The sequence below is a fragment of the Neobacillus driksii genome, from assembly GCF_013409995.1.
GTDB classification, from domain to species: domain Bacteria; phylum Bacillota; class Bacilli; order Bacillales; family Cytobacillaceae; genus Neobacillus; species Neobacillus driksii.
The window spans coordinates 73,205-98,175 of record NZ_JACCBX010000010.1 but is presented as its reverse complement, the minus strand read 5'-3'; the positions used below and the strand labels follow the sequence as shown (position 1 = coordinate 98,175).

Sequence of the window (24,971 nt, the reverse complement as noted above, 5' to 3'; positions counted from 1 at the left end):
TCACCTTTGCAGGACTAAATCTTACCACAAACTTAATCAATTGAAAAAGTTTTGTGATATAGACAAACAAAAACCGATTTGCCATTTTTTAGCAGAATCGGTTTAAGGTTAGTACTTATTGCTTTACAACTGTTGCCTTGATTTTCTTCAAGACTCCTGGGTCAATAGATTCAAGAGAAGCAGCAGCTTGCTCTAAAGCTTCCTGATACTCAAAATGTCTAAATGCATTTTCTGCATCACTAAGTCCCTTGGCAACAGAAGGATACAGACTTCTGTATCGGTTTCCGTATTGAATCGCCTTTTCAGCAAGCAAAACATTTTCAATCAGTTCAACTGTTGTAGTTGATAATTTTTCGACGGTTAAGACTGCAATCTCTAAATATTGATTTAGAGCTGATACGTTAAGCGGCTTTTCTTGAAGCTGAAGCTTTACGTTTTGTATGCTTTCATTTGTATCTTCCAATAAATATTTGTAGTCTTCTGGTAATCCCGGAATATTACTTTTTGATATTAAACGAATGGTTTCGCCCACTTTTTTGGTTAATTCCCTTAGTGTTTCACGCGCTTCAAACTCATCTTTTCTTAGGGCTTGTAACTTAAGAGCGAAATTTTCCTGCTCTTCCTGAATCATTTCTATATGCATTTTTATTTCTTTTAGTTCTTCACAAAGAATCGTTAAAGCCGTTTCATTGATATTCATTTTTTCCATCAAAATTTCATAGTGCTTTGTAACAGTAGCAAGCTGTTTTTCTAAGTGGCGTTGGATTTCAAAGTCACTTTCCGTCAAGTGATAGCTTTCTTGCACATGCTTTACCTCATTAGAAAGATGATCATGTTCCTCAAGGACCGAGGATAAAAGTCCACTCATCCCTTTTTCATTTTGAAGGATAAAATGTTTGGCATTCACTTCTTTTTCCAATAAATCAAACAGAATATCAATTCGCTCTTTAACTTCACCTATTCCTTCTAGCGCCTCTTCGATTTTCGTCTCTTCAATCAGTGCTAAATACGCAGCCAATTTTTCTTGAAGACTTTCAATTTCATTTTCTAATTGAATATGGCTTAAGTAATACCCCTTCTCGGTCATTTCACGATATCCTTCGAGAATATCTGACAATTGAGCTGGAATAAGTGATTGACACTCTATTAACAGCTGAGGAATGGTATTCATATTGTTTTTAACCTTCATTAATTGATCGAGAATACCTAATACAAGCTCGCGTGCCTCAAGATAGTTACCATGATCAGTCTTCTCGTCAAATTCATGGAACTTTTTCGTAACGTCATCCAGTTGAGCTTCTAAGTATTTTTCGGACTTTCCAAAACTATGTCGATGAGCAAGCAGCGTTTTCTTCGTTTCCCGGTACAATTCTTTTAACTGCTCAATTTCAGTCCTGTTCTTTTCTTCACTTCCAACAAGTTCATGTAGTTCTTCAACTATTTTATTAATCTCATTTTCAGTTGACTGTAATTTATCGTTAATTTCTTGTTGAACAGCTTTGGCTTTGGCAAAGCGGTATTTATCGATAAATTCTTCAGCGTCAAATAACATCTCTTCCAAATCTGGCAATTTAACCGTTATGATATCGTCCCACTGATTTCGCCAGCCCTCGAATAACTCCTCGGTTTGTCCGGTCATATTTAATTGTTTTACCTTTGACATTTCATCCAAAATCGGCCGGTTAAACAAATCAATTTTCCAGGCTTCTAACCTATCCATTTCTTTAAAATACTTTTTCTTTATAAAATACCCCAATACGAATAAGGCTAGTAGCAGGATAATAAATCCAATAAAATATGTCACGTTCAAGCCCCCTGTTTCAAACACTTCATTTAAATCTTCTAAGTACTATATCCTAATCTATTAAAAACCATTAACTACGGTAAAGTTCAATGCATCTATGATACCATGTAAACGACATTTTTTGACTAGTATTTTCAATTTTTTTGTAAAAGAAATTTTAATTTACTATTTTATGGCAAAAACCTTGTGAAAAGATAATATTTCGTTAAAATGCAAATTAAAAAGCACTTGCTGAAGGAAATTAGGTTTCAGCTAGTGCTTACCATTTAAATTTAATAGTTAAATCGTTGGTTCAATTACAGGATAGCCTCTTTCTTTTCTATTATCTTAGTTCCCAGCGTGTTTTCAATCCAACTATTAATTTCCTTTAGATACTTCTGTTCAAAGAATCTTTCATTTGGAAAAATATATAATACCTCTCGTAAATAATGTGCATTAATAAACGGCATCATAAGTAAGCCTTTGTATTGAATAATTAAATATGCAATAGAATGTGGACGGAATTCCTTTCGTTCAAACCCTTTTTCAAAGATCTTTTGAAAATAATATTTCTCCTTTAATGCATAGGTAGACATAATTTCTCTGACCACCTGAGAATCCATTGACATCTCTCGGTATACGAAGCTTGTAAGCTCAATATTTTCACATTGATAGTGAAGCAAGTCAGCTGTAATTCGTTTTAAACAATCCTTAACACCTGTATCCATTAAAGAAAATTTTTCTTCAATAATACTAAGATATTGCTCAAAAAAGTAAGTAAAGCAATATTCTAATAAACCAAGCTTATTCTCAAAATGGTAAGCGATGGTTGCAGAGTTTACTTTTGCCAAGGTTGCAATATCTCGTATCGATGTTCCAGCATATCCATTTGAATTAAAAAGCGTTATCGCTGCTTTCACTATTTCTTCTTTAGAGTCCTTTTTCATCGTACACCTCCGTATACACGAGTTTTTTTATCTTTCTATAACAATTCTTGCTTGGACGGTTGATTCCTTCATGAAATTATCGACAAAGTATGCTCTTTTTCTTGTCAATTTGATAAAATATATAAGAAATTTAATGATGGATGGGTGAAAAAACATGTTTAATGTCGAAATGTACAAAGGGAGCCGACAAGAAAATTATGAATTGGTAAAAAAACAATTACAGGCTCTTCTCCATGGCGAGACTAATCAAATCGCTAATCTTAGCAATACGTCAGCTTTATTAAATCAGTTTCTTGATCGTATAAACTGGGTTGGTTTCTATTTAATGGATGAGAACAACGAATTAGTATTGGGACCTTTCCAAGGACTTCCGGCATGTGTTCGTATCCCGCTAGGAAAAGGTGTATGTGGAACAGCTGCAAAGAAAATGGAAACCGTCCGAGTAGAAGACGTTCATCAATTTCCTGGACACATTGCCTGTGATGCAGCTTCAAATTCCGAAATTGTTATACCGCTAATCAAAGATGGTAAATTACTCGGTGTCTTAGACATTGACTCACCTGAGAAAAGTCGCTTTGATAAGCTGGACCAAGAGCAATTGGAAGAATTTACTGCCATTCTCGTTAATCATTTGTAAAAAAACTCGCCGCGCGGCGAGTTTTTTATATTTTTTCAAGTGCTTGTTCTAAGTCTTCTTGTATATCCTCCCATGCTTCAAGACCGACTGACAGGCGGAGTAATGTATCATCAATACCCATTTTGCTTCGTTCTTCTTCTGGAATGACAGCATGTGTCATGGTTGCAGGGTGCTGGATTAACGTTTCTGCATCCCCTAAACTAACAGCAATTTTCACCAATTGTAATTGATTCATAAAATATTGTGCTGTTTCTTTTGTTCCTTTTACTGAAAACGAAATTACTCCGCCTGGTTTTTTCATTTGTTTATGCATAATCTTATTGTCTTCTATAAAATCACTATTGCCAGGAAAATAGAGCCTTTCTACTTTTGGATGATTCCGTAAAAATTCAACAAGCAGATTGGCATTGTCACAATGACGGTCCATCCTGACAGGGAGCGTTTTTAACCCCCTTAATAATAGCCAGGCATCAAACGGTGAGATGGTGTCGCCAATATCTTTTTGTGTGGTTCTAGACACCTGTTTGATGAAATCACGGCTGCCAACAACAATTCCTGCAATCACATCACCGTGACCACAAATATATTTTGTTGCACTATGAATAACAATATCACAACCTAGGCTAATAGGTGTTTGCAAATACGGGGAGCAAAATGTATTATCCACTACAACAGGAATACCATGTTGTTTGGCGAGCTTTGAAACTAATTCTATTTCAACTAGTTTCATGGTAGGATTAATCGGGGTTTCTATATAAATACAGGCAGTATTTGGGAGAATCTCTTCTTCGAGCATTTCTTTTGATGCCATTAACGAAAAATCATGGGTAACGTTATATTTTTCTTTTAACAATTGCAATAATCCAAACGTACAACCATATACACCCTGTGAACACAGGATATGGTCACCTGTTTTAGTTAATGCGGTTAACACTGCAGAAACCGCTGCCATCCCTGATGAGAATGCCAAAGCGGCTTCACCCTGTTCCAGCTTTGCCATTCGGTCTTCAAGAATTTTTACTGTGGGATTTCCCAGACGGGAGTATATAAATCCCTCCTCTTGTCCTGCAAATCTTCTTTCCCCTTGTTCTGCACTTGAAAAGGTGAAGGTGGAAGTTTGGTACAAGGGAGGAACTAAACTTCCTTGGTGTTCGTCGGAACTATACCCAGAGTGAACAGCTTCCGTTTCAAAGCGAAAATTTTCATTACCCAATGTGACTCCTCCTAATTGAAAACGCTGTCATTCCTCTTCATTTCTATATACTATTCATTTCCTGAAATTAACTTGACATATTGATGAATAAAATTATATAATATCCTTTGTGTAAAATAACTGCAGCCTATGTGAACACGTGAATGGATTCATTTTGTTCCTCATGAGTCATTGAACTCATTTGATGGTGTATCTTGTAACCCTCTGCTGCTAGGGCGAAGGTGCATGAAAACAAAATGGCTATCATTGATGTTTCATAACGGTTTTTATTTTACCAAAAAATAAAAACACTAAGGAGGAGTCATTCATGGCTCGTTATACTGGCTCAAGCTGGAAAATTTCTCGTCGTCTTGGAATCTCTCTAAGCGGCACAGGTAAAGAATTAGAAAAGCGTCCTTACGCTCCTGGACAACATGGTCCAAACCAACGTAAGAAGCTTTCTGAATACGGATTGCAATTGCAAGAAAAGCAAAAACTTCGTCACATGTACGGAGTAACTGAGCGCCAATTCCGTAACCTATTTGATAAAGCTGGTAAATTAGGTGGGGTTCACGGTGAAAACTTCATGATCCTACTTGAATCACGTCTTGACAACGTAGTTTACCGTTTAGGTTTAGCTCGTACTCGTCGTGCAGCTCGTCAATTAGTAAACCACGGCCACATCTTAGTTGATGGATCACGTGTAGATATCCCATCATACCGTTTAGCTGCTGGTCAAACTATCTCTCTTCGTGAAAAATCACGTAATCTTGTTGCTGTTAAAGAAGCAGTTGAAGTTAATAACTTCGTACCTGACTACTTAACATTTGATGCAGACAAGCTTGAAGGTACATTCACTCGCTTACCAGAGCGTTCTGAATTACCAGCTGAAATTAACGAAACTCTTATCGTCGAGTTCTACTCACGTTAATTGAAATGCTCTGTAAAGAGCATTCACAAAAACCCTAGAAACCGCGTTATATCAACGCTTCTAGGGTTTTTTCTTTTATTTCTACTTTGTATAATCATGTATTCTCCCCTAACTATTTGGGGGAGGTTTTGGGGGCTGTTTGGGGAGGATTTCCAACAAAATTAATTCAGTGGACAGACGTATTCAGCTTCTTTAAAATCCAAATAACATGTACCATATTCAAAATAAAAAGAAAAGCCCTGGTTAATATCAGGGCTTTATGTGAGCTCACTCTGTCAATGATAGATATACTTTATGATTATAACAGTTTAATTATGAAAGTATTGATATAACAAGGTTTTTATTAAGTCTCTTTATGATTCAGTCTTTGATATTGGGAACAGTTTGCCCAAATTTGTCCCCAAAGTGTCCCCCATTAGATAGTGAAAAAATGCGCTCTAAACAGCATATCTTCTTAAACTCTAGCTTATATATTGAGGTAGTACCAGCGAAACTGTCACCACCCGCAATAAGGAAATGTCAAGATAATCTAGATTACAATAAGGGATTTAATTTTAAAGCTTCAAATACGCATACCCCCGTCCTAGTGACAATTAAAAATGAACAAAGCATTTTTATAAAAACATACTCATGTTCATCGTGGTAATAACGGATTGATCAGGATAGATGGTTCGCGAACAAATTTTCCATTCATTATCGATTTTTCTAATGATGTCATGGCGTTCTCCAAACATTTGCTCAATATCTGAAGTAGATGCTCTGCTGCGCATGAAAAGGAAATAACTCCGTACTTTGTATTCATCCGGATCAGCAGTCGCTTCAACATAAATGTTGGTAATAAAATGACGCTGTCTAGTTGATGGGTTTTCGACCCAGGCGGATTTCGTATATAATCGATTGACCCTTGTTCTCAACGAAGTCTTCGTTTCCTCGAAAAAGGAAGAATCCTCGGCAATATTGGAAACACCAACACCTTCCACGGTTTCACGCAGCGGCATTCTGTAGGTAATGGTATCTGCTAAAAGCTCAAGCCACTCTTTATATTTTCGGTTATCCAAATAATAAGCTTCCATGTTAAGAATGTTGGTTATTTCCAAATGAATATCAGCTGTTACTTTGTTTTGGACGTTCAAGCTCATCGGCTTACCTCCTTCTCAAACATGTCTTTTGATATTAGTTCAAGCCAATGCTCATGCATTTTTCGTGATAAGGCATCAATATAGGTGGTTGGATACGCTGTTCCCGGTCCAGGGAAATTCTCATCTGGTTTCACATGGGAATATCCCATCAAATAGTTGCTGACACTGTTATAATTCAGTTCTTTATCCCGCATCATCAACCCTTTACTTACTTCCACAATCCGTGCCCATGTTTCTGTATCATCCTGTTCCAACGTTCCGCTCGGACCAAACGAACCAAGATAACCACGATAGGAGTCTTCCTTATATTCTTCTGGAGCAGCTTTATCGATTAAAAACCAGCACCAAACCTCCACCCGGTCAGGTGCAATCGGCCTCCACATTCGGAAGTTTAAGTAATTATGTAAATGCCCTTCTGTTCCGTGAATCGGGCTGACAAATGAAAGATTAGGATAAACACCGCCTACAAAAACCGTCACCTTTGACTGTATGTCGAGCTGCTCAGGAGTCAAATGTTTTTCAAACAAGGGCCACATTGACTCGGGAGTACCTTGGAAAGGAACTCTTGCTTTTCCCGTTTTTGAGGTAATGACATTGATTCCATGGGCATTTTTCATGACAACTTGATGCCCATATCCTGCATAAAGAGGATCTTCAGGGCTGATTCCCATTTCAACCGTGGAACGGTGAGTCGTCTGTACATGATACGGGTCCGCAGCAAAGTTTTCGGCTGTCGCTTTCCAATTGGCTTTTGCGACCCATCGCTGCGGCAGTCCCCTTACCTCCATGCCGCCGCTTCTGCCTAGTAGAATATCAAAATACCATTTCATCTCGCCAAGATAATCTTCTAAAGATTCAGCGTTCGGGTCCAGATTCCCAAAGATCATTCCCTGATAGCTTGCCACTTGCGGAATCGGACGAAGCCCCCACTCTGACTTGTCCATTTCCTCTCCATAAACCTTATTTCCTGCAACGATACCGACTAGTTCACCTTCAAGATTGTAGCTCCATCCATGGTACGGGCACGTAAAGGTTTTTTTATTCCCGCGGTCAGCCGTGCACAGCTGTGTCCCGCGGTGGGTACAGGAATTTAGAAATGCTTTGACCTCCCCTTGACGTGTCCTGACAAGAAGAACAGGATCATTCACCATCCAGCGTGTTACATAGCTGCCAGGCTCCTTAATTTCTGTTTCATGGCCGAGGAATTGCCATGTATGTCCATAAATCTTTTCAATTTCCAAATCATAAATATCTGGATCGGTAATGACCCATTGAGGCAATAGACCTTGTTCCATCTTTTCTTTTAACAAATGAAAAGCCTTTTCATTCAATGTTTTCTTGATCATGTAATCGTCCTCCTTTTTATGTATAGGCTGTGTTAAACTTGCTTGTTGATTTGCGCTCCAGGCGTTTCGCTTTCCGCTCCAATCAACATTGGACAAAATCAACAATAATCATTAACACAGCCTATGTATAAAAAATACGCAGTTTGCCTTCCGGAATAAAGCAAACCGGAAGGCGTTTTTTTATTTATTACAAAGGACCTTTCTAATTAAGCATTAACTGGTGCTTTCATCTTCATCGCAGCCTTTTCTTCAGTTAATTTATCAAAGCTGCCATACTTTTCATTAACAATTAATAGAGAGATAGCTCCGACAATACTTGGGATGGCAAAGGCAATAAACGCGTTTTGCGGTGCAATCCCAATGGCGAGAATATAGGCAATCAATGTTGGTGCTAAAATGGCACCAATCCGGCCAAATCCAAGGGCCCAGCCCATACCCGTTGCGCGGGCTTCTGGGGGATAATACTCCGCAATGTATGGGTTCGCCAGATTCATATTACCGACTGTACATGCCCCGCCAATCATAATCAAGATATATAGAAGAAATAGGTTAGAAGTGAGACTTAAGGATACAAAGCACACTGCACCTAATATATAAAGACTGATGAGAATGCGCTTATGTCCAATTTTCTCGGCTAAATATCCGCCAAATAAGGAACCAAGCACTTGACCGCAGCATAACACAAGATTAAAAGATAAGCTTGAAGTCATACCATAACCTGACTGCTGCATGATCTTAGGCAGCCAAGTATTTAGACCATAAACCATCAGCAGGCAGCTGAAGACGGCAAACCAAATCGCAATAGTGCTTACGGTACGATTATTTTCAAATATCTTTTTAACCGTTGATCCTTTGTAAGCCTCTTGACCATTTGAAAATTGATAGGAATCCGAATTTTTATAATTACCACCAGGGTCAACCCGATTTAGGACGGATGCAAGCTCGTCTGTTTTTTTCTTGATAACATTAAATGAAAGGGATTCAGGAAAATACTTAAAAAAGAATGGTAAGGTAAAAAATGGAATCACCCCAATCCAGTAGATGACTCTCCAATCAGTAGATGGGACCAGATACATTCCGATAAGGTTTGCCAGGATTCCTCCAAGAGAGTATCCACAATACATTGTAGCCACGATTAATGGTCTGTTTTTCTTGGGTGAATACTCTGTCATCGTGGAAATAACCATTGGCATTAAACCGCCCATTCCAAGAGAAGCAATAAAACGCATGACCGTAAAGAATGTTGTATTAGGTGCCAGCCCTGCCCCAAGAGTGAAGACACTGAATAGAATCATACAAATACCTAAAACCTTTTTCTTGCCGATTTTATCAGCCAAAGGTCCAAAAATAAACGCACCCACCATCATGCCCACCAGCGAATAACTTCCTACCGCCCCTGCCTGAACCGGTGATAAATTCCATTCCTCCATCAGCCAAGGCAAACTGACTCCAAACATTGTAATATCAAACCCATCAAACATAATGGCATAAAAGCACCAAAGATAAACAAGAAGATGAAAGCGGTTAAATTTACTTGCAGCAACAACCTCAGAAGGGTTTACTGTACGCATAATTATCAGCTCCAAACTTAATTATAATAATCCGTAAACGCATACAAAAATGAATAGAAATTTTCTTACGGTTATGCTAATTCTCCTCCCTTTCTGAAATATATTTTCTAAAGTTATAATAAAGTGGTTATGGCCCACGAACAATCAGCTAGTTTCGCTATAGGCAACAATCAAAAATATTTTTAGTTTTTCTTTAAGACCGCAAAGAATCCCAGTTAAAGTGATTGCTGAGCGATTAGGAAACACGCCACAGATGATTTTGGATTTATATGGCCATAACTTTAAAGCATTGGAAGAAGAATCAGTGGTTGCATTTGAGAGGGACTAAATTTCTAAATTGGGGGAAGTTTTGGGGAAGGTTATGAAAATACCACTTCTAAACCCCATTAATACTAGGGTTTTTGTTACCGTTGAGGATTTACCACGTTAATTTTTCAAAAACCGTGCCAGCAATGGCACGGTTTTTTTATTTCTTTTTTATCCACTTAATTGTTCTTGAATATAAGAACACAAGTATTGCGTATAGTAAGATGACCATTGCTGCTGTCCAAATTCGCTCTTGGATTACGCCATCAGCATATAGAACTGGACCTAGCCCGAAGAAAGTAACAAGTAAAATGAGAATGATAAAAAAAGTATGAACTAGAAATTTCATGAAAATCACCCCCGAAATGAACTCTCTACCCAATAAGACGTTGTCCTTTCGGTTATTGTTACAATCTTTGATTGATTATGACCGAACATTTACTCTTGAAGGGTTCATGAAGCCAAAAAAACAGATCATTCCAGAAAAACGGCCTCATGAAGCTTTCATGAAGCCCAAAAAACAGTTCACCCCAGGGAAACAGGTCTCATGAAGCGTTCATGAAGCCCAAAAATCCGATTATCCTGGAAAATGGTTCTCATGAATGGTTTCCTTCACTTTTCCCACCACAATATACAACTTAAACTAACTCTCTAGTATACAATAAAACCAGCCTCATAAAGTTTTCATGCGGCTGGTACAATTAGTGATTAATATTGAATTAATGTATATTTCTTCTTCCCTCTTCTAATTATCGTAAACTGTCCTTCGATTCGATCCGAATCTTGTAATACATAAGCAGTATCTGTGATTCGTTCGCCGTTCACTGTAACTGCACCATTTGTGATATCTTCTCTAGCCTGGCGCTTCGAAGGAGAGATTTTGGCAGCCACTAATAAATCAACCAAGTTGCCATCTGTTTCAGAGGCATTAAAGGAAGGAACATCCTTAAATCCTTGCTGGATTTCAGAAGCAGACAGGCTGCGAACATCCCCGCTAAATAACGCTTCCGTAATTTTTATTGCCTGCTGCAGTGAGTCTTCCCCATGTATCAGACGAGTCATTTCCTCAGCTAATGCCTTTTGTGCAAGGCGTAAATGAGGTTCTTCCTGAACAGACTTTTCAAGTCCTTCGATTTCTTCGTGAGACAAGAACGTAAAGTACTTTAAGTATTTAACAACATCTGCATCCGCTGCGTTAATCCAGAATTGGTAGAATTCATAAGGTGTTGTTTTCTTAGCATCAAGCCAAACAGCTCCACCTTCAGTTTTGCCGAATTTTGTTCCATCCGCTTTTGTAACAAGAGGGATCGTCAATCCAAATGCCTTAGCACCTTCTGGCTGCATTTTACGAATTAGTTCTAATCCGGAAGTGATATTACCCCATTGGTCACTTCCCCCCACTTGTAATTTACAATTGAAGTTCTCGTAAAGGTGATTGAAATCCATTGCTTGAAGAATCGTATACGTGAACTCAGTAAATGAGATCCCCGATTCAAGGCGTGAAGCAATTGTGTCCTTTGCTAGCATGTAATTGACGCCAATGTGTTTACCGATGTCACGTAAAAATGTAACAATATCCATCGATCCTGCCCAGTCATAGTTATTCACCATTACGGCTCCATTTTGACCATCAAAGTCAAAAATAGCTGCTAACTGCTTCTGAATCCCCTCGACATTTTTTTGGACTGCTTCAAGTGTTTGCAGGTTTCGCTCTTCACTTTTTCCACTTGGATCCCCAATAAGCCCTGTTGCACCGCCAACTAGGACAATGGGACGGTGACCATGCTGCTGAAATCTTCTCAGCGTTAAAAACGGTACTAAGTGACCGATATGCAAGCTGTCTGCTGTTGGGTCTGCACCACAGTATAGAGAGATACTCTCCTTACTAATCAAATCCTTAAGGCTCTCTTCATCTGTTTGCTGGTAGATGAGCCCACGCCATGCTAAATCTTGTAATAAATCCATTGTATTTTCCTCCAAATTCTAATAATAAGGCTGTTTCCTAATTATTGTTGTTAAAATCCAAAAGCCGATTTTAACGCGGAACAAACTCCTTTGGTGCCTGAAATTAAGTTTGCAAGCTCTTTTCTTAGAAAAGAGCTTAATTAACACAAAAAGCGCCCCTGCAAAAATGCAGGGACGCATAACGCGCGGTACCACCCGGCTTGAGCAAAAAACACTCCAACTCGAAAAATTAACGGTTTAGTCCGTTCTCTGCTACTTCTATTTCACAGAGAAAGCTCCAGGACGTAATTCACTCTTCTATTTGTATCAGCTTTCACCAGCCGCTGACTCTCTAAAAAACAGGGATAGAAGACCTACAGTAGATTCCCTTCGTAGCTTAATTATTAAATTGATAACTTATAGAATTTTTACCATAAATTATTCCCACTGTCAAACAAGAATTGGTAATATCAGAAAAATGTAGAAGTTTGTCATTTTTGCAATCATCATTATGCTATAATATATGTGATTTTAAAAGAGGTGATTCTATGAATGATAAATTTCAAGCGTGGATAGAGAAAATCAAGTCGATGACCAACTTGTTTACCCATAAAAAAACTGTAAAAAGTGCACGAATAACGTACCAGGTCTTTTGGAACCTTTTACTGCTTGTACTAACAGTTGTTATCCTTGGGGGAGCATTTGCAGGTGGTGTGGGCGCGGGATATTTCGCCTCGCTTGTTAAGGACGAACCTGTCCGTTCTTACGACAGCATGAAAAAAGATATTTATAATTATACGGAAACATCGGACTTATACTTTTCTGACAACGTCTATCTTGGCAAGCTCCGTACAGAACTTGAACGTGAAGAAGTAAAAATTGATCAAGTTTCGGATTACCTGGTAAAAGCAGTAATTGCAACAGAGGATGAGTATTTTTATCAACACAAAGGTGTTGTCCCAAAAGCAGTTTTTCGGGCACTTTTCCAAGAGGTAACAAACTCTGCCACTCAATCAGGCGGAAGTACATTGACACAGCAATTAATTAAAAACCAAATTTTAACAAATGAAGTCTCATTTGAAAGAAAAGCAAATGAAATCTTGCTTGCTCTGCGTCTAGAGAAGTTTTTTAGCAAAAAGGAAATTCTAGAGGCTTACTTAAACGTTTCAACATTTGGAAGAAATTCATCTGGTAAAAATATCGGCGGTGTCCAAGCCGCAGCAAAAGGAATCTTTGGGAAAAATGCAAGTGAATTGACCCTCCCTCAAGCAGCCTTTATTGCAGGCTTGCCACAAAGTCCCTTTGGCTACACACCTTTTACAAGAGAGGGTACAGTGAAAAACAATCTAGAACCGGGGCTTACTCGAATGAAAACGGTTTTAAAAAGAATGTATGATGGCGGTCACATCACTGAAACACAGTATGCAGAAGCCTCATCCTATGATATTACCAAGGATTTTATTCCTGCAGGGGACAACCCGCTAGAAAAATATCCCTACTTATCATTTGAAATTGAAAAGCGGGCTATCGAAGTCCTAACCAATGCATTGGCGAAAAACGACGGCTATGAGGAAAATGATTTAAAAGAAGATGAGAATCTTTTTTATAAATACAAAACATTAGCCAAGCAAAATTTAAGACAAAATGGATACGAAATTCATACAACGATCAACAAAGATATATATGATGCCTTCCAGGTTGTAAAGAATAACTACCCAAACTACGGACCTGATAAGCCAGAACAGAAACAGGATCCCGAAACTGGGGAAATGATTACTGTCATGGAACCGGTTGAAGTCGGTGCTATGCTTATCGAGAATAAAACAGGGAAAATCATCAGTTTTGTCGGTGGACGAGACCACAATAAGCAGGAACTTAATCATGCTACTAGCGCTGTTCGACAAAATGGTTCTACAATGAAGCCTCTTCTCGTTTATGCACCAGCAATTGAATTGGGGAAAGCCTCACCAGGGACACCATTACCGGATGTAGCTTTAAGGCTCGAACCTTCCATTTCAAGACCTTGGCCGAACAACTATGACAAGAGGTACAGTGGTATCACCTCAGCAAGATATGCACTAAAAAAATCTTATAACGTTCCTGCTGTTAAGCTATATAAAGATATATTAGACCAGCAGCCTGCAAAATATCTTGAAAAAATGGGCTTTACATCTCTAAAAGGTGACGATTATACCAATCTCTCAACCTCTATAGGTTCATTGAAAAATGGCGTAACAGTCGAAGAAAACACCAACGCCTTTGGTACCTTCGCGAATGAGGGTAAATTTATTGATGCATACATGATTGAAAAGATTGTCGATAAAAACGGTAAAACTATTTATCAACATGAAGTGAAGCCTGTCGATGTATTTAAACCACAAACGGCATTTTTAACCCTCGATATGATGCGAGATGTCATCAAAAGTGGTACGGCTCAGGGTATAAATAGTAAATTAAAGTTCAGAGCTGATTGGGCAGGTAAAACAGGTACGGGTCATGATTTCCATGACGCTTGGTTTGTAGCCACCAATCCAAGTGTAACATTTGGAATTTGGACGGGCTATGACACGCCAAAATCATTAAATAATGGCGGAATGTCTTACTCACAAAGAACGAATAATCTATGGGCTGAATTGATGAATGCCGCTTATGATATTAAACCCGAGTTAATTAGTCCTGCTGAATCATTTCCAGTACCAACTGGAATCGTGAAGCGCTCGTTTTGCGCAGTTTCAGGCTTATTACCTTCAGCTGCCTGTTCTCAGGCTGGTTTAGTTGTAAGTGATTATTTTAATGCGGAGAATGTACCGACTAAGCAGGATGACAGCTTGATTGCAGGAAATTATGTGCAAATTGGTGATAAAAAGTATCTAGCTTTAGATTCAACACCAGCAGAGTTTTCTAAGCAAGGAGTTATCTTAAATCCTGACTTCATTAAACAAATGGTTGGAAATAATTTTAATAATTACAGTCAGCTAATACCGAAAATGGATCGTTGGAGTAAACTCCTAGTTCCTACTGATAAAATCGTCGATAACGGAAAACGGCCAGACGGGGTGACCCTTTCACTATCTGGTAATAATCTCATTTGGTCACCACCAGCAGATAATGATATTGTTGGCTACCGAGTCTATCATAACGGATCAAAGGTTGGTAGTATCACCAGTGGTTCTAGTCTTTCCTTTACAGCATCTAACGGTTCATATTATGTAACAGCGGTAGATATTGCAGGAAATGAATCCGGACCATCTAACAAAGTGGATGTTGGCGTTACTCTTGCACCTGTACCTGCACCTCAATAAATAACAATAAAGGAGCTTGGAAATCCAAGCTCCTTTATTGTTTAGATTCACTTTTTTGATTATTTCTAATTGGATACAACGCCTTTTCGAGCGTGAGTAAGTTTTTTTCAGTTATCTCGGATTTTCTCGGAATTGGCTTATACATATCATCTGGATCGTCCCAATTCTTTGGAAGGCTGACTGGTGCCTTATCTTGCCAATAATCGATCCAATCCCGGGGTAAACTTCCATAACAGTTTGAGTTTTCAGTCATTTCCATCCAAATAAGTGCCCAAGCTCTAGGAACCACACGCCAAATATCATAACCCCCACCGCCAACTGCAATCCATTTACCACCGCAATATTGATGGGCAATCTCATGAGCCAGCTTTGGGATTTCACGATAGATTTTCATTGATGCGGATAAATGAGTTAAAGGATCATAATAATGAGAGTCTGCACCATTTTGGGTCAGAATAACATCCGGTTTAAAAAAAGCTGCCACTTCCTTTATTGATTGAGTATAGACATGAAGCCATGATTCATCCTCAGTGAATGCATCTACTGGAATATTAAAAGAATAACCATACCCCTTACCTTGCCCTCTTTCGTTCACATTACCGGTACCCGGAAATAGGTATCTTCCGGTTTCATGTATGGAAAGTGTGCAGACATTGGGATCATCGTAAAAGGACCACTGAACTCCATCACCATGATGGGCGTCCGTATCCACATAAAGAACCCTTGCATTATATTTTTTTTGCAGATATTTAATAGCAACTGAACTATCATTATAAATGCAGAAACCTGAAGCTTTTCCGCGAAAACCATGGTGCAATCCTCCCCCTAAGTGAAGGGCATGGACTGCCTGTCCTGTCATGACTTGATCGACTGCCGTTAATGCCCCCCCAACTAGCAGAGCGCTAGCTTCATGCATATTAGGAAAGATTGGTGTATCTTCCGTTCCTAACCCATAGTTTTCAGCCACTTGTAGTGGAAGTTTTCCCTCCCCTGCCATTTTTACAGCATCAATATAGCTTGGATCATGAACGAGACTAAGTTCTTCGTCTGTCGCAATTCTTGGAGGAACCACCTGCCTATTGTCTAAGGCATTTAATCTATGTAACAAATCGACAGTAAGTTTCAGTCGAAACTGATTAAAAGGATGGTTATTACTGAATTTATAGTTTAACAATTCTTCTGAAAATACAAATGAACAGGAATCGGTCATAGGGAAACACCTGGAAGATTTGGCCAAAGAACGTCATAGCCAGATTGTTTTAGATCCTCGATCAGTCCAGTAGGATTCATAGTTTGCAATCTTATCACGAGAATTTTAAATTGATCATCTTTTTTATCAGGATAAACAAGTACACTCAATATATTAGCTTTCCGATTTTTTATTATACTAGTAATATCACTAAGCTTCCCTGCAAGATTCGGTACCCTTATTTCAATTTGGGACCCGGGTTGATGGGCACCGGTCAACTCTACGAGCGTTCGGAGTAAATCCGTTTCGGTAACAATCCCAACAAGCTTTTGATTGTTTGTAATCGGGAGACAGCCAATTTTATGCTCATAAAACAGAGCTGCTATTTCCTCTACAAAATCAAGAGGATGGCCAGTGATAACATCTTTTTTCATGATTGAGTCAATGGGTTTTTCAAGATCTTCTAAATGGTCGTTTGCGCGAAAAATAGATGGAGCTGCATCTCGTATATCAGATAAGGTTACAATGCCAACAAGCTGTTGATTGGAATCGATAACGGGTATATGCCGGATTTTTTTTGACTCCATTAATCTCATTGTGTCAGCAATTGAAACGGCGGGAGTAACGGTAACAACCTCCGTTTTCATTATTTCTTCTACTATCATCCGAATGGCCTCCTCAATTGAAATTTTGGATCAATACATAAATCGATTCATAAAACGAAGTCGATCAAACCTTTGGATTGTCTCTACATCCACCCTTGTTCCAATTCTCGCCATCAAACAGTTAGCAGGGTGTGAACAAATCTCAGGATCATCCGTTGCATACCACACAAGACCGCCTGCATTCATCATTTTCTCCATAATCTTGCGATACTCCCAAACATTTAAACCTGTTCCCTTTAAATCCCAATGCCAATAATATTCTGTCGTAATAATTAAATAATCCTCCATAGCATCATCCATCATGGAAACGGTGAGGAGATTTTTTCCGACCGCACAGCCCCTAAATTTAGGAATAACCTCAATAGCACCTAATTCAATTAAATTATCCATTTTGTCTTCAGACCATCTTTCAAGAGGATCTGGAAAAAGGTATGTTACATAGCCAACAATGGTATGGTGATGCCTTGCGATAATAATTCGTCCCTCTTCCAGTTGTGCAATCCCAACGAGCGCTTGATGCTGCTGTTCAGGAGGACGAAAAGCGGTAAGATGTTCGTGAAATTCATATCCAGCAAGTTTATCTGAGGAAATTGGACCTTCAATAATTAAGCTTCCATGGGGAGTTTTGAGTTCTTTGGCATTATACGTTTTTTTGTGTTCCATCCCTACACCACCTGAAAAATCATTCGCGTATCATCTCTATTATACATAATTTCTATCAATTTTTTGCCCCTATCCATAATTTTCTGTTTAATTAGAAAACGCATGTGACAATTTCTCGAAATCAATTAAATTATTTTAAAAATTGAGAATAGTTTCTATTTGTACTATAATAATCTCATACTAGCATAAGGGGGAAATGGAATGAAAGTGGAAAAGCTGCCGGTTATGCAGGGAGAGCATAACTTATCAAACTATGATGAAAAGTATAAGACCTTCAGTTGGGAGGAGACTGAAAGAGAATTCTCCTGGCATGAAACTGGACTTGTGAATTTGGCGTATGAAGCGATCGACCGCCATGCAGAAACATTTCGAAAAAATAAAGTAGCCCTTTATTACCGCGATAACACTAGGAATGAAAAGTTTACGTTCAAAGAAATGAAAGAGCTTTCAAACAAAGCTGGTAATGTGCTAAAAACTTACGGAGACGTTGAAAAAGGCGACCGTGTATTCATTTTTATGCCACGTTCACCTGAACTATATTTTACTGTACTGGGTGCAATCAAGCTTGGAGCGATTGTCGGTCCATTATTTGAAGCTTTTATGGAGGGTGCTGTTCGCGATCGTTTGCAAGATAGTGAGGCCAAAGTCTTGGTAACTACTCCTGAATTATTGGATCGTGTACCGGTAGATGAGCTTCCAGCATTAAAGCACATTTTTCTTGTTGGTCAAAACATCGAAGAAAGTGGGCGGTACATTAACTTTTTAGAAAAATTCGAGGCTGCAAGCAACCAGCTCCGAATTGAATGGGTTGACCGTACGGATGGGCTCATTCTTCACTATACTTCGGGTTCTACAGGTAAACCAAAGGGAGTCCTGCATGTACATAATGCGATGATCCAGCATTTTCAAACAGCTAAATGGGTATTAGATTTAAAAGAAGATGATGTGTATTGGTGTACAGCCGACCCAGGATGGGTTACAGGGACATCTTACGGTATTTTTGGACCATGGCTAACAGGAACTTCCAACGTCATTGTCGGCGGTCGTTTCAGCCCTGACACATGGTATAAAATGATTGAGGACTTTGGAGTGACCGTTTGGTATAGTGCTCCTACGGCTTTCCGTATGTTAATGGGGGCTGGAGATGAAATAGTTAAGAAATACAATTTAAGCAGCCTTCGCCATGTCTTGAGTGTTGGGGAACCTTTAAACCCTGAGGTAGTAAAATGGGGCGTGAAAGTCTTTAACAAAAGAATTCATGATAACTGGTGGATGACGGAAACAGGGGCACAGCTTATTAGTAATTACCCTTGTATGGAAATTAAACCAGGCTCAATGGGTAAACCGATTCCGGGTGTTGTTGCGGCGATTGTGGATGACCAAGGCAATGAACTTCCACCTTACCGCATGGGAAATCTCGCCATTAAAAAAGGCTGGCCTTCCATGATGTATACCATTTGGAATAACCCTGAAAAATTTGATTCCTATTTTATGCCAAGCGGCTGGTATTTCTCTGGTGATTCTGCCTATATGGATGAGGACGGATACTTCTGGTTCCAGGGACGAGTAGATGATGTGATCATGACCTCTGGTGAACGTGTTGGTCCATTTGAGGTAGAAAGTAAACTTGTCGAACACCCTGCAATTGCAGAAGCTGGGGTAATCGGTAAACCAGACCCTGTGCGCGGCGAGATTATTAAAGCCTTTATCGCACTTAGAGATGGCTATACAGCATCAGATGAATTAAAAGAAGAAATCAGATTGTTTGTGAAACAAGGTCTTGCAGCACACGCAGCTCCAAGAGAAATTGATTTCCGAGATAAGCTTCCAAAAACAAGAAGCGGTAAGATCATGAGACGTGTTTTAAAAGCATGGGAACTTAACCTGCCAACAGGTGACCTCTCTACGATGGAAGACTAAAAAGAAGGAAGCGCACATAAACAATGGCGCTTCCTTTTTTCTTATTTAGTCGACTGTCGGTGCTCGATGCGGTGTGGAAGAACAACGGTTTGTTCCTCTACCTCTTCTTTGTTCATTAATTTGGTAAGTAAACGCATAGCCACAGCTCCAATATCGTATAAAGGCTGAACGATTGTGGTTAGCTGCGGACGAACCATTAAAGAAAGCCTTGTATTATCTGATGTAATAACCTCAAAGTCTTCAGGAAGTTTATATCCTTTATCCTCGGCGCCATGGACGACACCAAGTGCCATCTCATCAGAGCCAACTAGTATTGCAGTCGGTCTATTAGGAGCTTCTAATAATTTATCGAACGCTTCTAAGCCAGAGTCATAGGTGTAATCGCCCTCGACAATAAGTGACTCATTAAAATCTATACCTGCATCTGCAAGTGCGCGCTGATATCCTTTTAGTTTTTTGTGAATATTTCTAGGCTCCTGTAATGGCCCAACTACAAATGCAATATGCTTATGACCTTTTTCAACAAATTCTTTCACTGAATCATAAACAGCTTGTTCATAATCGATGTTTACGGAAGGAATCTGTTCTGATTCTTCAATCGATCCGGCTAAGACAATTGGTACTGGTGATTTCCCAAATTCTTCGACATGCTCTTGGGTAATATTTCCACTCATAAAGACAATACCATCCACTTGTTTACCAAGCATGGTATTTAATAAGTGTAATTCTTTCTCTTTGTTTTGATCGGAATTGCTCAAGATAATATTGTACTTATACATAGTTGCGATATCCTCGATACCACGTGCTAGTTCTGCGAAAAAGATATTCGAGATATCTGGAATTACGACACCAACGGTTGTTGTTTTCTTGCTAGCCAATCCTCTTGCAACTGCATTAGGACGGTAACCCAGTCTATCGATGACTTCTAGTACCTTTTTTCGAGTAACAGGCTTTACATTTGGATTTCCATTGACGACACGTGAAACGGTTGCCATTGAAACATTTGCTTCCCGTGCAACATCATAAATTGTAATATTCACGTTTTAACACTCTCCTTAAACACGATAAGTATTTTCTCTTATTTTACAGCATTTTCACTAATTTAGTCATTGTGAGATAATATACAAACTTTTAATATGTATAATCATACGATAAGAACCAATAAGTCGCAATGATATTTGTTCTCATTTTCACGATATTTTCATTATTTTATCAAAGGCTGTGTTAAAATGGGCTGTTGATTTCCACTCCAAGCGCTATGCTTTCCGCGGGCTCGCCCGTGAGCCTCCTCAGTCGTTCCGACCTGCGGGGTCTCACTCAGCTCGTGCATCCCGCAGGACATTGAATTTACTTCCTCGAATACTCACCGCACGAAGAAAATGTGATAGCATTTTTGAGGATCAAGCGCCTTCCGCTCCAATCAACAAGTTCTAAAATCAAAAGTCTCCTGTACACAGCATAATTAAAAAAAGACCTTCCGCAAGGACTGCAGAGGGTCTCATTGACTAAATTAAATTCTAACGAAATTAGAAGCAAGCAGTTCATTATAAAAAGTATTAAACTGGTCAAGGTTCATTTGCTGCTGAGCGTCTGAAAGTGCTACCGCAGGGTCTGGATGAACCTCAGCCATAACGCCATCAGCCCCGATTGCAAGTGCTGCTTTTGCACAAGGAAGAAGTAAATCTCTGCGTCCAGTTGAGTGAGTCACATCGACCATTACTGGTAGGTGTGTTTCTTGCTTAAGAATCGGTACTGCAGAAATATCAAGTGTATTTCTGGTAGCACGTTCGTATGTTCTAATACCACGTTCACAAAGAATAATTTGCCCATTTCCTTGTGCCATAATATATTCCGCAGCATTAATAAATTCTTCAATCGTTGCAGCAATACCACGTTTTAAAAGAACTGGCTTATTCACTGCACCTGCAGCTTTTAACAATTCAAAGTTTTGCATATTCCGTGCACCGATTTGGATCACATCGATATAATCAATAGCCATCTCAATATCAGCTGGATTTACAATCTCACTAATGACAGCCATATCATACTCATCTGCCACTCGTTTTAAGATTTTCAACCCTTCAACCCCAAGGCCTTGGAAATCATATGGAGATGTTCTAGGCTTATAGGCACCGCCGCGCAGCAGCTTTAACCCTTTTTCTTTCATTGCTTTGGCCACAGTCGCTACTTGTTCGTAGGATTCAACCGCACATGGACCAAAAACAAAATGCTGTTTTCCGTCTCCGATCGTTTCACCTTTTAAGTTGACAATCGTATTTTCCGGTTTCTTCTTTCTAGAAACAAGAAGTGCTTTTTGATGATCATCTTTTTGCAAATCTAAGCCAGCCTTAAAGATTTCCTTAAATAAATGGTCAATCGTTGCATTATCAAATGGTCCATCATTATGTTCTTTAATCAGATCAAGCATTTTTCTTTCACGAACCGGATCGTATTTGTAAACTCCTTGACTTTCTTTAGCCTTCCCAATCTCTTGGACAAGTTGAGCTCTTTCATTAATTAGTTTCAATAATTCTAAGTTTAAATCATCGACACGTGTCCTTAATTGTTCCAAATTACTATTGCTCATTTATTGTCCCCGTCCTTTCAATAGCTTGACAGAATGATTGCAGAAAGACTAAATACTGTCAGCTAGCTCCCATAAAAATTAATTTTTTTATTATTCAATAATTAGGCTTTATTATATCTGATAAGAACTTATTTGTCACGCATTTTTCTTTAACGATTAAACGCTTTTAAGCACTAAAGCAAATCATCTAATAATAAGTCATCATATGCTGGGAATTTAAGAAAAGTACTATAAATTTTCATTTGTTGCAGTTGTTAAAGATTTGGTCGTAATCTTCCAATGAGAAGCATTCCAGACAGCTTCTCCATTTTTAATCAAGAGTGCCTGAGGGGATTCGTGTTTAATTTCAAACTTCTCCGCAACTTGATTTGATAATGGGCGTGCTTCTTGAACAGCTAAATAATAGGTAGGTAAACTTTCATCCCCGCCTGCGTATTTTTCATACTCCTGATAAGCGGCATGACTAATAGGACAAGTTAAGCTATGTTTTAAAAGAAAAAACTTGTCCTCTTGCTTTATTAGATCTTCAAATTGGTCTAAAGTATCAATTTTTTTCAACATATTCTTTCCTCCAAATAATAAACGGTGAAGTCATTCTATCACTTCACCGTTTTTGATACAAATAATTGAATTTTCCTTCGAAATTCTCTTAATGTGTTACTTTATATTCTTCCTCTTCAAAAGCTTTTTTTGCTTCTTCTAATTTCTTTCTTATCGAAAGTTCATCCACAGAACTTTCACTAGCTGCTTTTGGCATTCCGCCAATTGAAATATAATTGTCTTCCTCGGTATCCACTGGTGTCTTTGTTTTATTCATAAGGTGGACCGTTTTTTCCTTTAATGTTTCCGCTTGGCTGTTAAGTTTACTACGAAGCTCTCTGCCTGATTTTGGGGCTAAAAAAATAGCTGCAGCGGCCCCCACTAGTCCGCCAATCAGTGCTCCTAACAAAAAACTGCTGGATGAATCTTGACTTTTATTTTGGTTTGCTCCTCGCAATTCATAATCCTTACTACTCATTCTGGATTCCTCCCTTATAAAAATTTAATGTGACCTAACCCTCTTAATTTCCTCAACATGGTTTGCACTTTTTTCCTGCTTCTTAGCCATCCATTTATCTTTTAGTTCAAGAAAAACATTACCCCATTGCACAATTTGGGAGATTTTTTCTTTATTTTCTTCAACTTGTATATCAAAAGATTCTGTTAGTGTTTTTAAGGTGCCATTGAATTTATTTACTGTCGTCCCAACACTTTTTACAGCAGAGACAACACTATTTAAATTCTGTGATTTCTCCTGAATATCATCCGCTAGAGCATTCGTTTTGTGTAAGAGTTCAGTGGTTTCTTTTGTGACTCCATCCAATTGTTTTTCTAATCCAGTTAAGGTCGTGGAAACACTTGAAAGAGTCTCTTGGAGAGAGTTAAGCGTTTTTGCTAAGTAGATTACTAGCACCAAGAATGCAATCGCAATTAAAGCGACACTTAAATATAAAATAATTTCCATTTGTTTTTTACCTCCGCTTTTATATCCTTATGTATTACCTATCTAAGGCAGTGTTAAACGTAAATAGGTATCATAAACTACTTCAAGATGATTGTCTCATTTTCCTGCTAAGGATTACAATACGTTTTAGTATTAAGTTCATAATTTCTCACTTTGTGACGTAATCGGTTACAATAGAGTATGTATTTACATTTTTTTGTTGGAGGTTTAAACATGAAGGATCCACGTATTGAGAAACTAGCAAAAAATCTGATCAACTACTCGGTAGAATTGAAAAAAGGTGAAAAGGTATTAATTGAAAACTTTGGTCTGCAGCGCGAGCTTGTTACGGCACTTGTTAAGGAAGCTTATTTAGCTGGGGGATATCCATTTGTACTTTTAAAGGACCAACAAGTAGACCGTGCGTTATTACTAGGTGCCCAGGAAGAGCAATTCAACATGATGGCTGATTTTGAAGCAAATGTTATGAGCAAAATGGATGCATACATAGGACTGCGCTCGGGTGATAACATCAACGAGCAGGCTGATGTACCAGACGATAAGATTAAAATTCATGGCAGTACAATTGGTAAAAAAGTTCATCGCGATTTCCGCGTTCCGAAAACAAAGTGGGTTGTCCTCCGCTACCCAACATCAAATATGGCACAGCTTGCAAAAATGAGCACAGAGGCATTTGAGGACTTCTATTTCGATGTTTGTAACCTGGATTATGGAAAAATGGATAAAGCCATGGACAGCCTTGTGGAATTGATGAACCGGACTGATAAAGTTCGTCTCACAGGACCTGGAACAGACCTTACCTTCTCTATAAAAGATATCCCTGCTATAAAGTGTGCAGGTCACGCGAATATCCCTGATGGAGAGGTATATAGTGCACCCGTACGTGATTCAGTAAATGGAGTGATTACCTACAATACCCCATCTCCTTATCAAGGGTTTACATTTGAAAATGTAAAGTTAACTTTTAAAGATGGTAAAATCGTAGAGGCTGTTGCTAACGATACTGAGCGTATCAATAAAATATTTGATACAGATGAAGGGGCACGGTATGTAGGAGAATTTGCTATCGGCGTTAACCCATACATCTTAACCCCAATGCAGGATATTTTATTTGATGAAAAAATCGCAGGCAGCTTCCACTTTACACCAGGTCAATGCTATGATGAGGCCTTTAATGGAAATCATTCTGATATTCACTGGGATATGGTTAACATCCAGCGTCCGGAATACGGCGGGGGAGAAATCTATTTTGACGATGTGTTAATTCGTAAAGATGGTCTTTTCGTTATACCAGAACTCGAAGGTCTTAACCCCGAGAATTTAAAGTAGAAAAGCAGAAGCGCCT

At 38.8% G+C, this 24,971-nt stretch carries 21 protein-coding genes, 1 pseudogene and 1 other annotated feature; of the genes and pseudogenes, 6 read left to right on the top strand and 16 right to left on the bottom strand.

Going from position 1 to position 24,971, the window contains the following annotated elements; genetic code table 11:
* Positions 1–115: 115 nt before the first annotated feature.
* Together ezrA and refZ are read right to left on the bottom strand one after the other, a co-directional pair.
* Positions 116–1,804: a septation ring formation regulator EzrA gene (ezrA, locus tag F4694_RS21635; RefSeq protein ID WP_179601783.1), complete on the bottom strand. Its 1,689-nt coding sequence runs from the start codon at positions 1,802–1,804 to the stop codon at positions 116–118.
* A gap of 296 nt (positions 1,805–2,100) precedes the next feature.
* The gene (gene refZ, locus F4694_RS21630) at positions 2,101–2,730 is read right to left on the bottom strand and encodes a forespore capture DNA-binding protein RefZ (protein ID WP_179601781.1); all 630 of its coding nucleotides are present in this window, start codon (positions 2,728–2,730) and stop codon (positions 2,101–2,103) included.
* A gap of 154 nt (positions 2,731–2,884) precedes the next feature.
* Here refZ and F4694_RS21625 point away from each other — a divergent pair, with 154 nt between their 5' ends.
* A complete protein-coding gene (locus F4694_RS21625) occupies positions 2,885–3,367 on the top strand; it encodes a GAF domain-containing protein (protein WP_179601780.1) in 483 nt (160 codons plus the stop codon).
* Between the two features lie 25 nt (positions 3,368–3,392).
* On the opposite strand, the gene megL is transcribed toward F4694_RS21625, so the two are convergent.
* Positions 3,393–4,580: a methionine gamma-lyase gene (gene megL, locus F4694_RS21620; protein ID WP_179601778.1), complete on the bottom strand. Its 1,188-nt coding sequence runs from the start codon at positions 4,578–4,580 to the stop codon at positions 3,393–3,395.
* Positions 4,581–4,887: 307 nt separating this feature from the next.
* Between megL and rpsD the strand changes: the two genes are divergently transcribed.
* Entirely contained in the window at positions 4,888–5,490 is a 603-nt protein-coding gene (gene rpsD, locus F4694_RS21615) for a 30S ribosomal protein S4 (RefSeq protein WP_179601776.1), read from the top strand.
* Between the two features lie 614 nt (positions 5,491–6,104).
* Here rpsD and F4694_RS21610 read toward each other — a convergent pair.
* The 3 genes from F4694_RS21610 to F4694_RS21600 all read right to left on the bottom strand — a co-directional run bounded on the left by F4694_RS21610 (position 6,105) and on the right by F4694_RS21600 (position 9,546).
* Complete coding sequence (locus F4694_RS21610) at positions 6,105–6,629, bottom strand: aromatic-ring-hydroxylating dioxygenase subunit beta (protein ID WP_179601774.1); 525 nt, start codon at positions 6,627–6,629, stop codon at positions 6,105–6,107.
* A complete protein-coding gene (locus F4694_RS21605) occupies positions 6,626–7,975 on the bottom strand; it encodes an aromatic ring-hydroxylating oxygenase subunit alpha (RefSeq protein WP_179601772.1) in 1,350 nt (449 codons plus the stop codon). Before F4694_RS21605 ends, F4694_RS21610 begins: the two co-directional genes overlap by 4 nt.
* A gap of 206 nt (positions 7,976–8,181) precedes the next feature.
* Complete coding sequence (locus tag F4694_RS21600; RefSeq protein WP_218895781.1) at positions 8,182–9,546, bottom strand: MFS transporter; 1,365 nt, start codon at positions 9,544–9,546, stop codon at positions 8,182–8,184.
* 202 nt (positions 9,547–9,748) lie between these two features.
* Between F4694_RS21600 and F4694_RS32405 the strand changes: the two are divergent.
* Positions 9,749–9,874 (top strand): annotated as a pseudogene (locus tag F4694_RS32405) (site-specific integrase); the annotation flags it as partial.
* Between the two features lie 138 nt (positions 9,875–10,012).
* Here F4694_RS32405 and F4694_RS21595 read toward each other — a convergent pair.
* Both F4694_RS21595 and tyrS read right to left on the bottom strand, forming a co-directional pair.
* On the bottom strand, positions 10,013–10,201 hold the full coding sequence (locus tag F4694_RS21595) for a DUF6954 family protein (RefSeq protein WP_179601770.1): 189 nt from the start codon (positions 10,199–10,201) through the stop codon (positions 10,013–10,015).
* A gap of 359 nt (positions 10,202–10,560) precedes the next feature.
* Positions 10,561–11,817 carry a tyrosine--tRNA ligase gene (gene tyrS, locus F4694_RS21590; RefSeq protein WP_179601768.1) on the bottom strand — a complete coding sequence of 419 codons (1,257 nt, stop codon included), beginning with the start codon at positions 11,815–11,817 and terminating at the stop codon, positions 10,561–10,563.
* A gap of 167 nt (positions 11,818–11,984) precedes the next feature.
* Positions 11,985–12,199: a binding site (T-box leader), on the bottom strand.
* Between the two features lie 145 nt (positions 12,200–12,344).
* Between tyrS and F4694_RS21585 the strand changes: the two genes are divergently transcribed.
* Positions 12,345–15,098, top strand: coding sequence for a transglycosylase domain-containing protein (locus tag F4694_RS21585; RefSeq protein ID WP_179601766.1), 2,754 nt, complete (start codon positions 12,345–12,347; stop codon positions 15,096–15,098).
* A gap of 34 nt (positions 15,099–15,132) precedes the next feature.
* Here the strand turns inward: F4694_RS21585 and F4694_RS21580 are convergent, their stop codons facing one another.
* From F4694_RS21580 to F4694_RS21570, 3 genes are read right to left on the bottom strand one after another with little or no spacing between them, the layout of a single operon-like run.
* Positions 15,133–16,308 (bottom strand): acetoin utilization protein AcuC, encoded by a 1,176-nt coding sequence (locus F4694_RS21580; RefSeq protein ID WP_179601764.1) that lies wholly within the window; start codon positions 16,306–16,308, stop codon positions 15,133–15,135.
* Positions 16,305–16,952 (bottom strand): acetoin utilization AcuB family protein, encoded by a 648-nt coding sequence (locus F4694_RS21575; RefSeq protein ID WP_179601762.1) that lies wholly within the window; start codon positions 16,950–16,952, stop codon positions 16,305–16,307. The genes F4694_RS21580 and F4694_RS21575 overlap by 4 nt, the downstream gene beginning before the upstream one ends.
* 30 nt (positions 16,953–16,982) lie before the next feature.
* Positions 16,983–17,615 carry a GNAT family N-acetyltransferase gene (locus F4694_RS21570; RefSeq protein ID WP_179601760.1) on the bottom strand — a complete coding sequence of 211 codons (633 nt, stop codon included), beginning with the start codon at positions 17,613–17,615 and terminating at the stop codon, positions 16,983–16,985.
* A gap of 201 nt (positions 17,616–17,816) precedes the next feature.
* Between F4694_RS21570 and acsA the strand changes: the two genes are divergently transcribed.
* A complete protein-coding gene (gene acsA / locus F4694_RS21565) occupies positions 17,817–19,535 on the top strand; it encodes an acetate--CoA ligase (RefSeq protein WP_179601758.1) in 1,719 nt (572 codons plus the stop codon).
* 41 nt (positions 19,536–19,576) lie between these two features.
* Here acsA and ccpA read toward each other — a convergent pair whose 3' ends face one another.
* From ccpA to F4694_RS21540, 5 genes are all read right to left on the bottom strand, one after another.
* Positions 19,577–20,575: a catabolite control protein A gene (ccpA, locus tag F4694_RS21560; protein WP_179601756.1), complete on the bottom strand. Its 999-nt coding sequence runs from the start codon at positions 20,573–20,575 to the stop codon at positions 19,577–19,579.
* A 470-nt stretch (positions 20,576–21,045) separates the two neighbouring features.
* Positions 21,046–22,122: a bifunctional 3-deoxy-7-phosphoheptulonate synthase/chorismate mutase gene (locus F4694_RS21555; protein ID WP_179601754.1), complete on the bottom strand. Its 1,077-nt coding sequence runs from the start codon at positions 22,120–22,122 to the stop codon at positions 21,046–21,048.
* Positions 22,123–22,350: 228 nt separating this feature from the next.
* Positions 22,351–22,683 (bottom strand): bacillithiol system redox-active protein YtxJ, encoded by a 333-nt coding sequence (gene ytxJ / locus F4694_RS21550; RefSeq protein WP_179601752.1) that lies wholly within the window; start codon positions 22,681–22,683, stop codon positions 22,351–22,353.
* An 88-nt stretch (positions 22,684–22,771) separates the two neighbouring features.
* Positions 22,772–23,140 carry a YtxH domain-containing protein gene (locus F4694_RS21545; protein ID WP_179601750.1) on the bottom strand — a complete coding sequence of 123 codons (369 nt, stop codon included), beginning with the start codon at positions 23,138–23,140 and terminating at the stop codon, positions 22,772–22,774.
* A gap of 24 nt (positions 23,141–23,164) precedes the next feature.
* Positions 23,165–23,626: a DUF948 domain-containing protein gene (locus F4694_RS21540; protein WP_179601748.1), complete on the bottom strand. Its 462-nt coding sequence runs from the start codon at positions 23,624–23,626 to the stop codon at positions 23,165–23,167.
* Positions 23,627–23,839: 213 nt separating this feature from the next.
* On the opposite strand from F4694_RS21540, the gene F4694_RS21535 reads away from it, so the two are divergent.
* The gene (locus F4694_RS21535) at positions 23,840–24,955 is read left to right on the top strand and encodes an aminopeptidase (RefSeq protein ID WP_179601746.1); all 1,116 of its coding nucleotides are present in this window, start codon (positions 23,840–23,842) and stop codon (positions 24,953–24,955) included.
* Positions 24,956–24,971 lie beyond the last annotated feature (16 nt).

Coding starts and splice junctions, on each gene's coding strand:
- refZ (WP_179601781.1), bottom strand. CDS start 2,730: ATGAAAAAGGACTCTAAAGAAGAAATAGTGAAAGCAGCGATAACGCTT.
- F4694_RS21625 (WP_179601780.1), top strand. CDS start 2,885: ATGTTTAATGTCGAAATGTACAAAGGGAGCCGACAAGAAAATTATGAA.
- rpsD (WP_179601776.1), top strand. CDS start 4,888: ATGGCTCGTTATACTGGCTCAAGCTGGAAAATTTCTCGTCGTCTTGGA.
- F4694_RS21610 (WP_179601774.1), bottom strand. CDS start 6,629: ATGAGCTTGAACGTCCAAAACAAAGTAACAGCTGATATTCATTTGGAA.
- F4694_RS21605 (WP_179601772.1), bottom strand. CDS start 7,975: ATGATCAAGAAAACATTGAATGAAAAGGCTTTTCATTTGTTAAAAGAA.
- F4694_RS21600 (WP_218895781.1), bottom strand. CDS start 9,546: ATGCGTACAGTAAACCCTTCTGAGGTTGTTGCTGCAAGTAAATTTAAC.
- F4694_RS21595 (WP_179601770.1), bottom strand. CDS start 10,201: ATGAAATTTCTAGTTCATACTTTTTTTATCATTCTCATTTTACTTGTT.
- tyrS (WP_179601768.1), bottom strand. CDS start 11,817: ATGGATTTATTACAAGATTTAGCATGGCGTGGGCTCATCTACCAGCAA.
- F4694_RS21585 (WP_179601766.1), top strand. CDS start 12,345: ATGAATGATAAATTTCAAGCGTGGATAGAGAAAATCAAGTCGATGACC.
- F4694_RS21580 (WP_179601764.1), bottom strand. CDS start 16,308: ATGACCGATTCCTGTTCATTTGTATTTTCAGAAGAATTGTTAAACTAT.
- F4694_RS21575 (WP_179601762.1), bottom strand. CDS start 16,952: ATGATAGTAGAAGAAATAATGAAAACGGAGGTTGTTACCGTTACTCCC.
- F4694_RS21570 (WP_179601760.1), bottom strand. CDS start 17,615: ATGGAACACAAAAAAACGTATAATGCCAAAGAACTCAAAACTCCCCAT.
- acsA (WP_179601758.1), top strand. CDS start 17,817: ATGAAAGTGGAAAAGCTGCCGGTTATGCAGGGAGAGCATAACTTATCA.
- F4694_RS21555 (WP_179601754.1), bottom strand. CDS start 22,122: ATGAGCAATAGTAATTTGGAACAATTAAGGACACGTGTCGATGATTTA.
- ytxJ (WP_179601752.1), bottom strand. CDS start 22,683: ATGTTGAAAAAAATTGATACTTTAGACCAATTTGAAGATCTAATAAAG.
- F4694_RS21545 (WP_179601750.1), bottom strand. CDS start 23,140: ATGAGTAGTAAGGATTATGAATTGCGAGGAGCAAACCAAAATAAAAGT.
- F4694_RS21540 (WP_179601748.1), bottom strand. CDS start 23,626: ATGGAAATTATTTTATATTTAAGTGTCGCTTTAATTGCGATTGCATTC.
- F4694_RS21535 (WP_179601746.1), top strand. CDS start 23,840: ATGAAGGATCCACGTATTGAGAAACTAGCAAAAAATCTGATCAACTAC.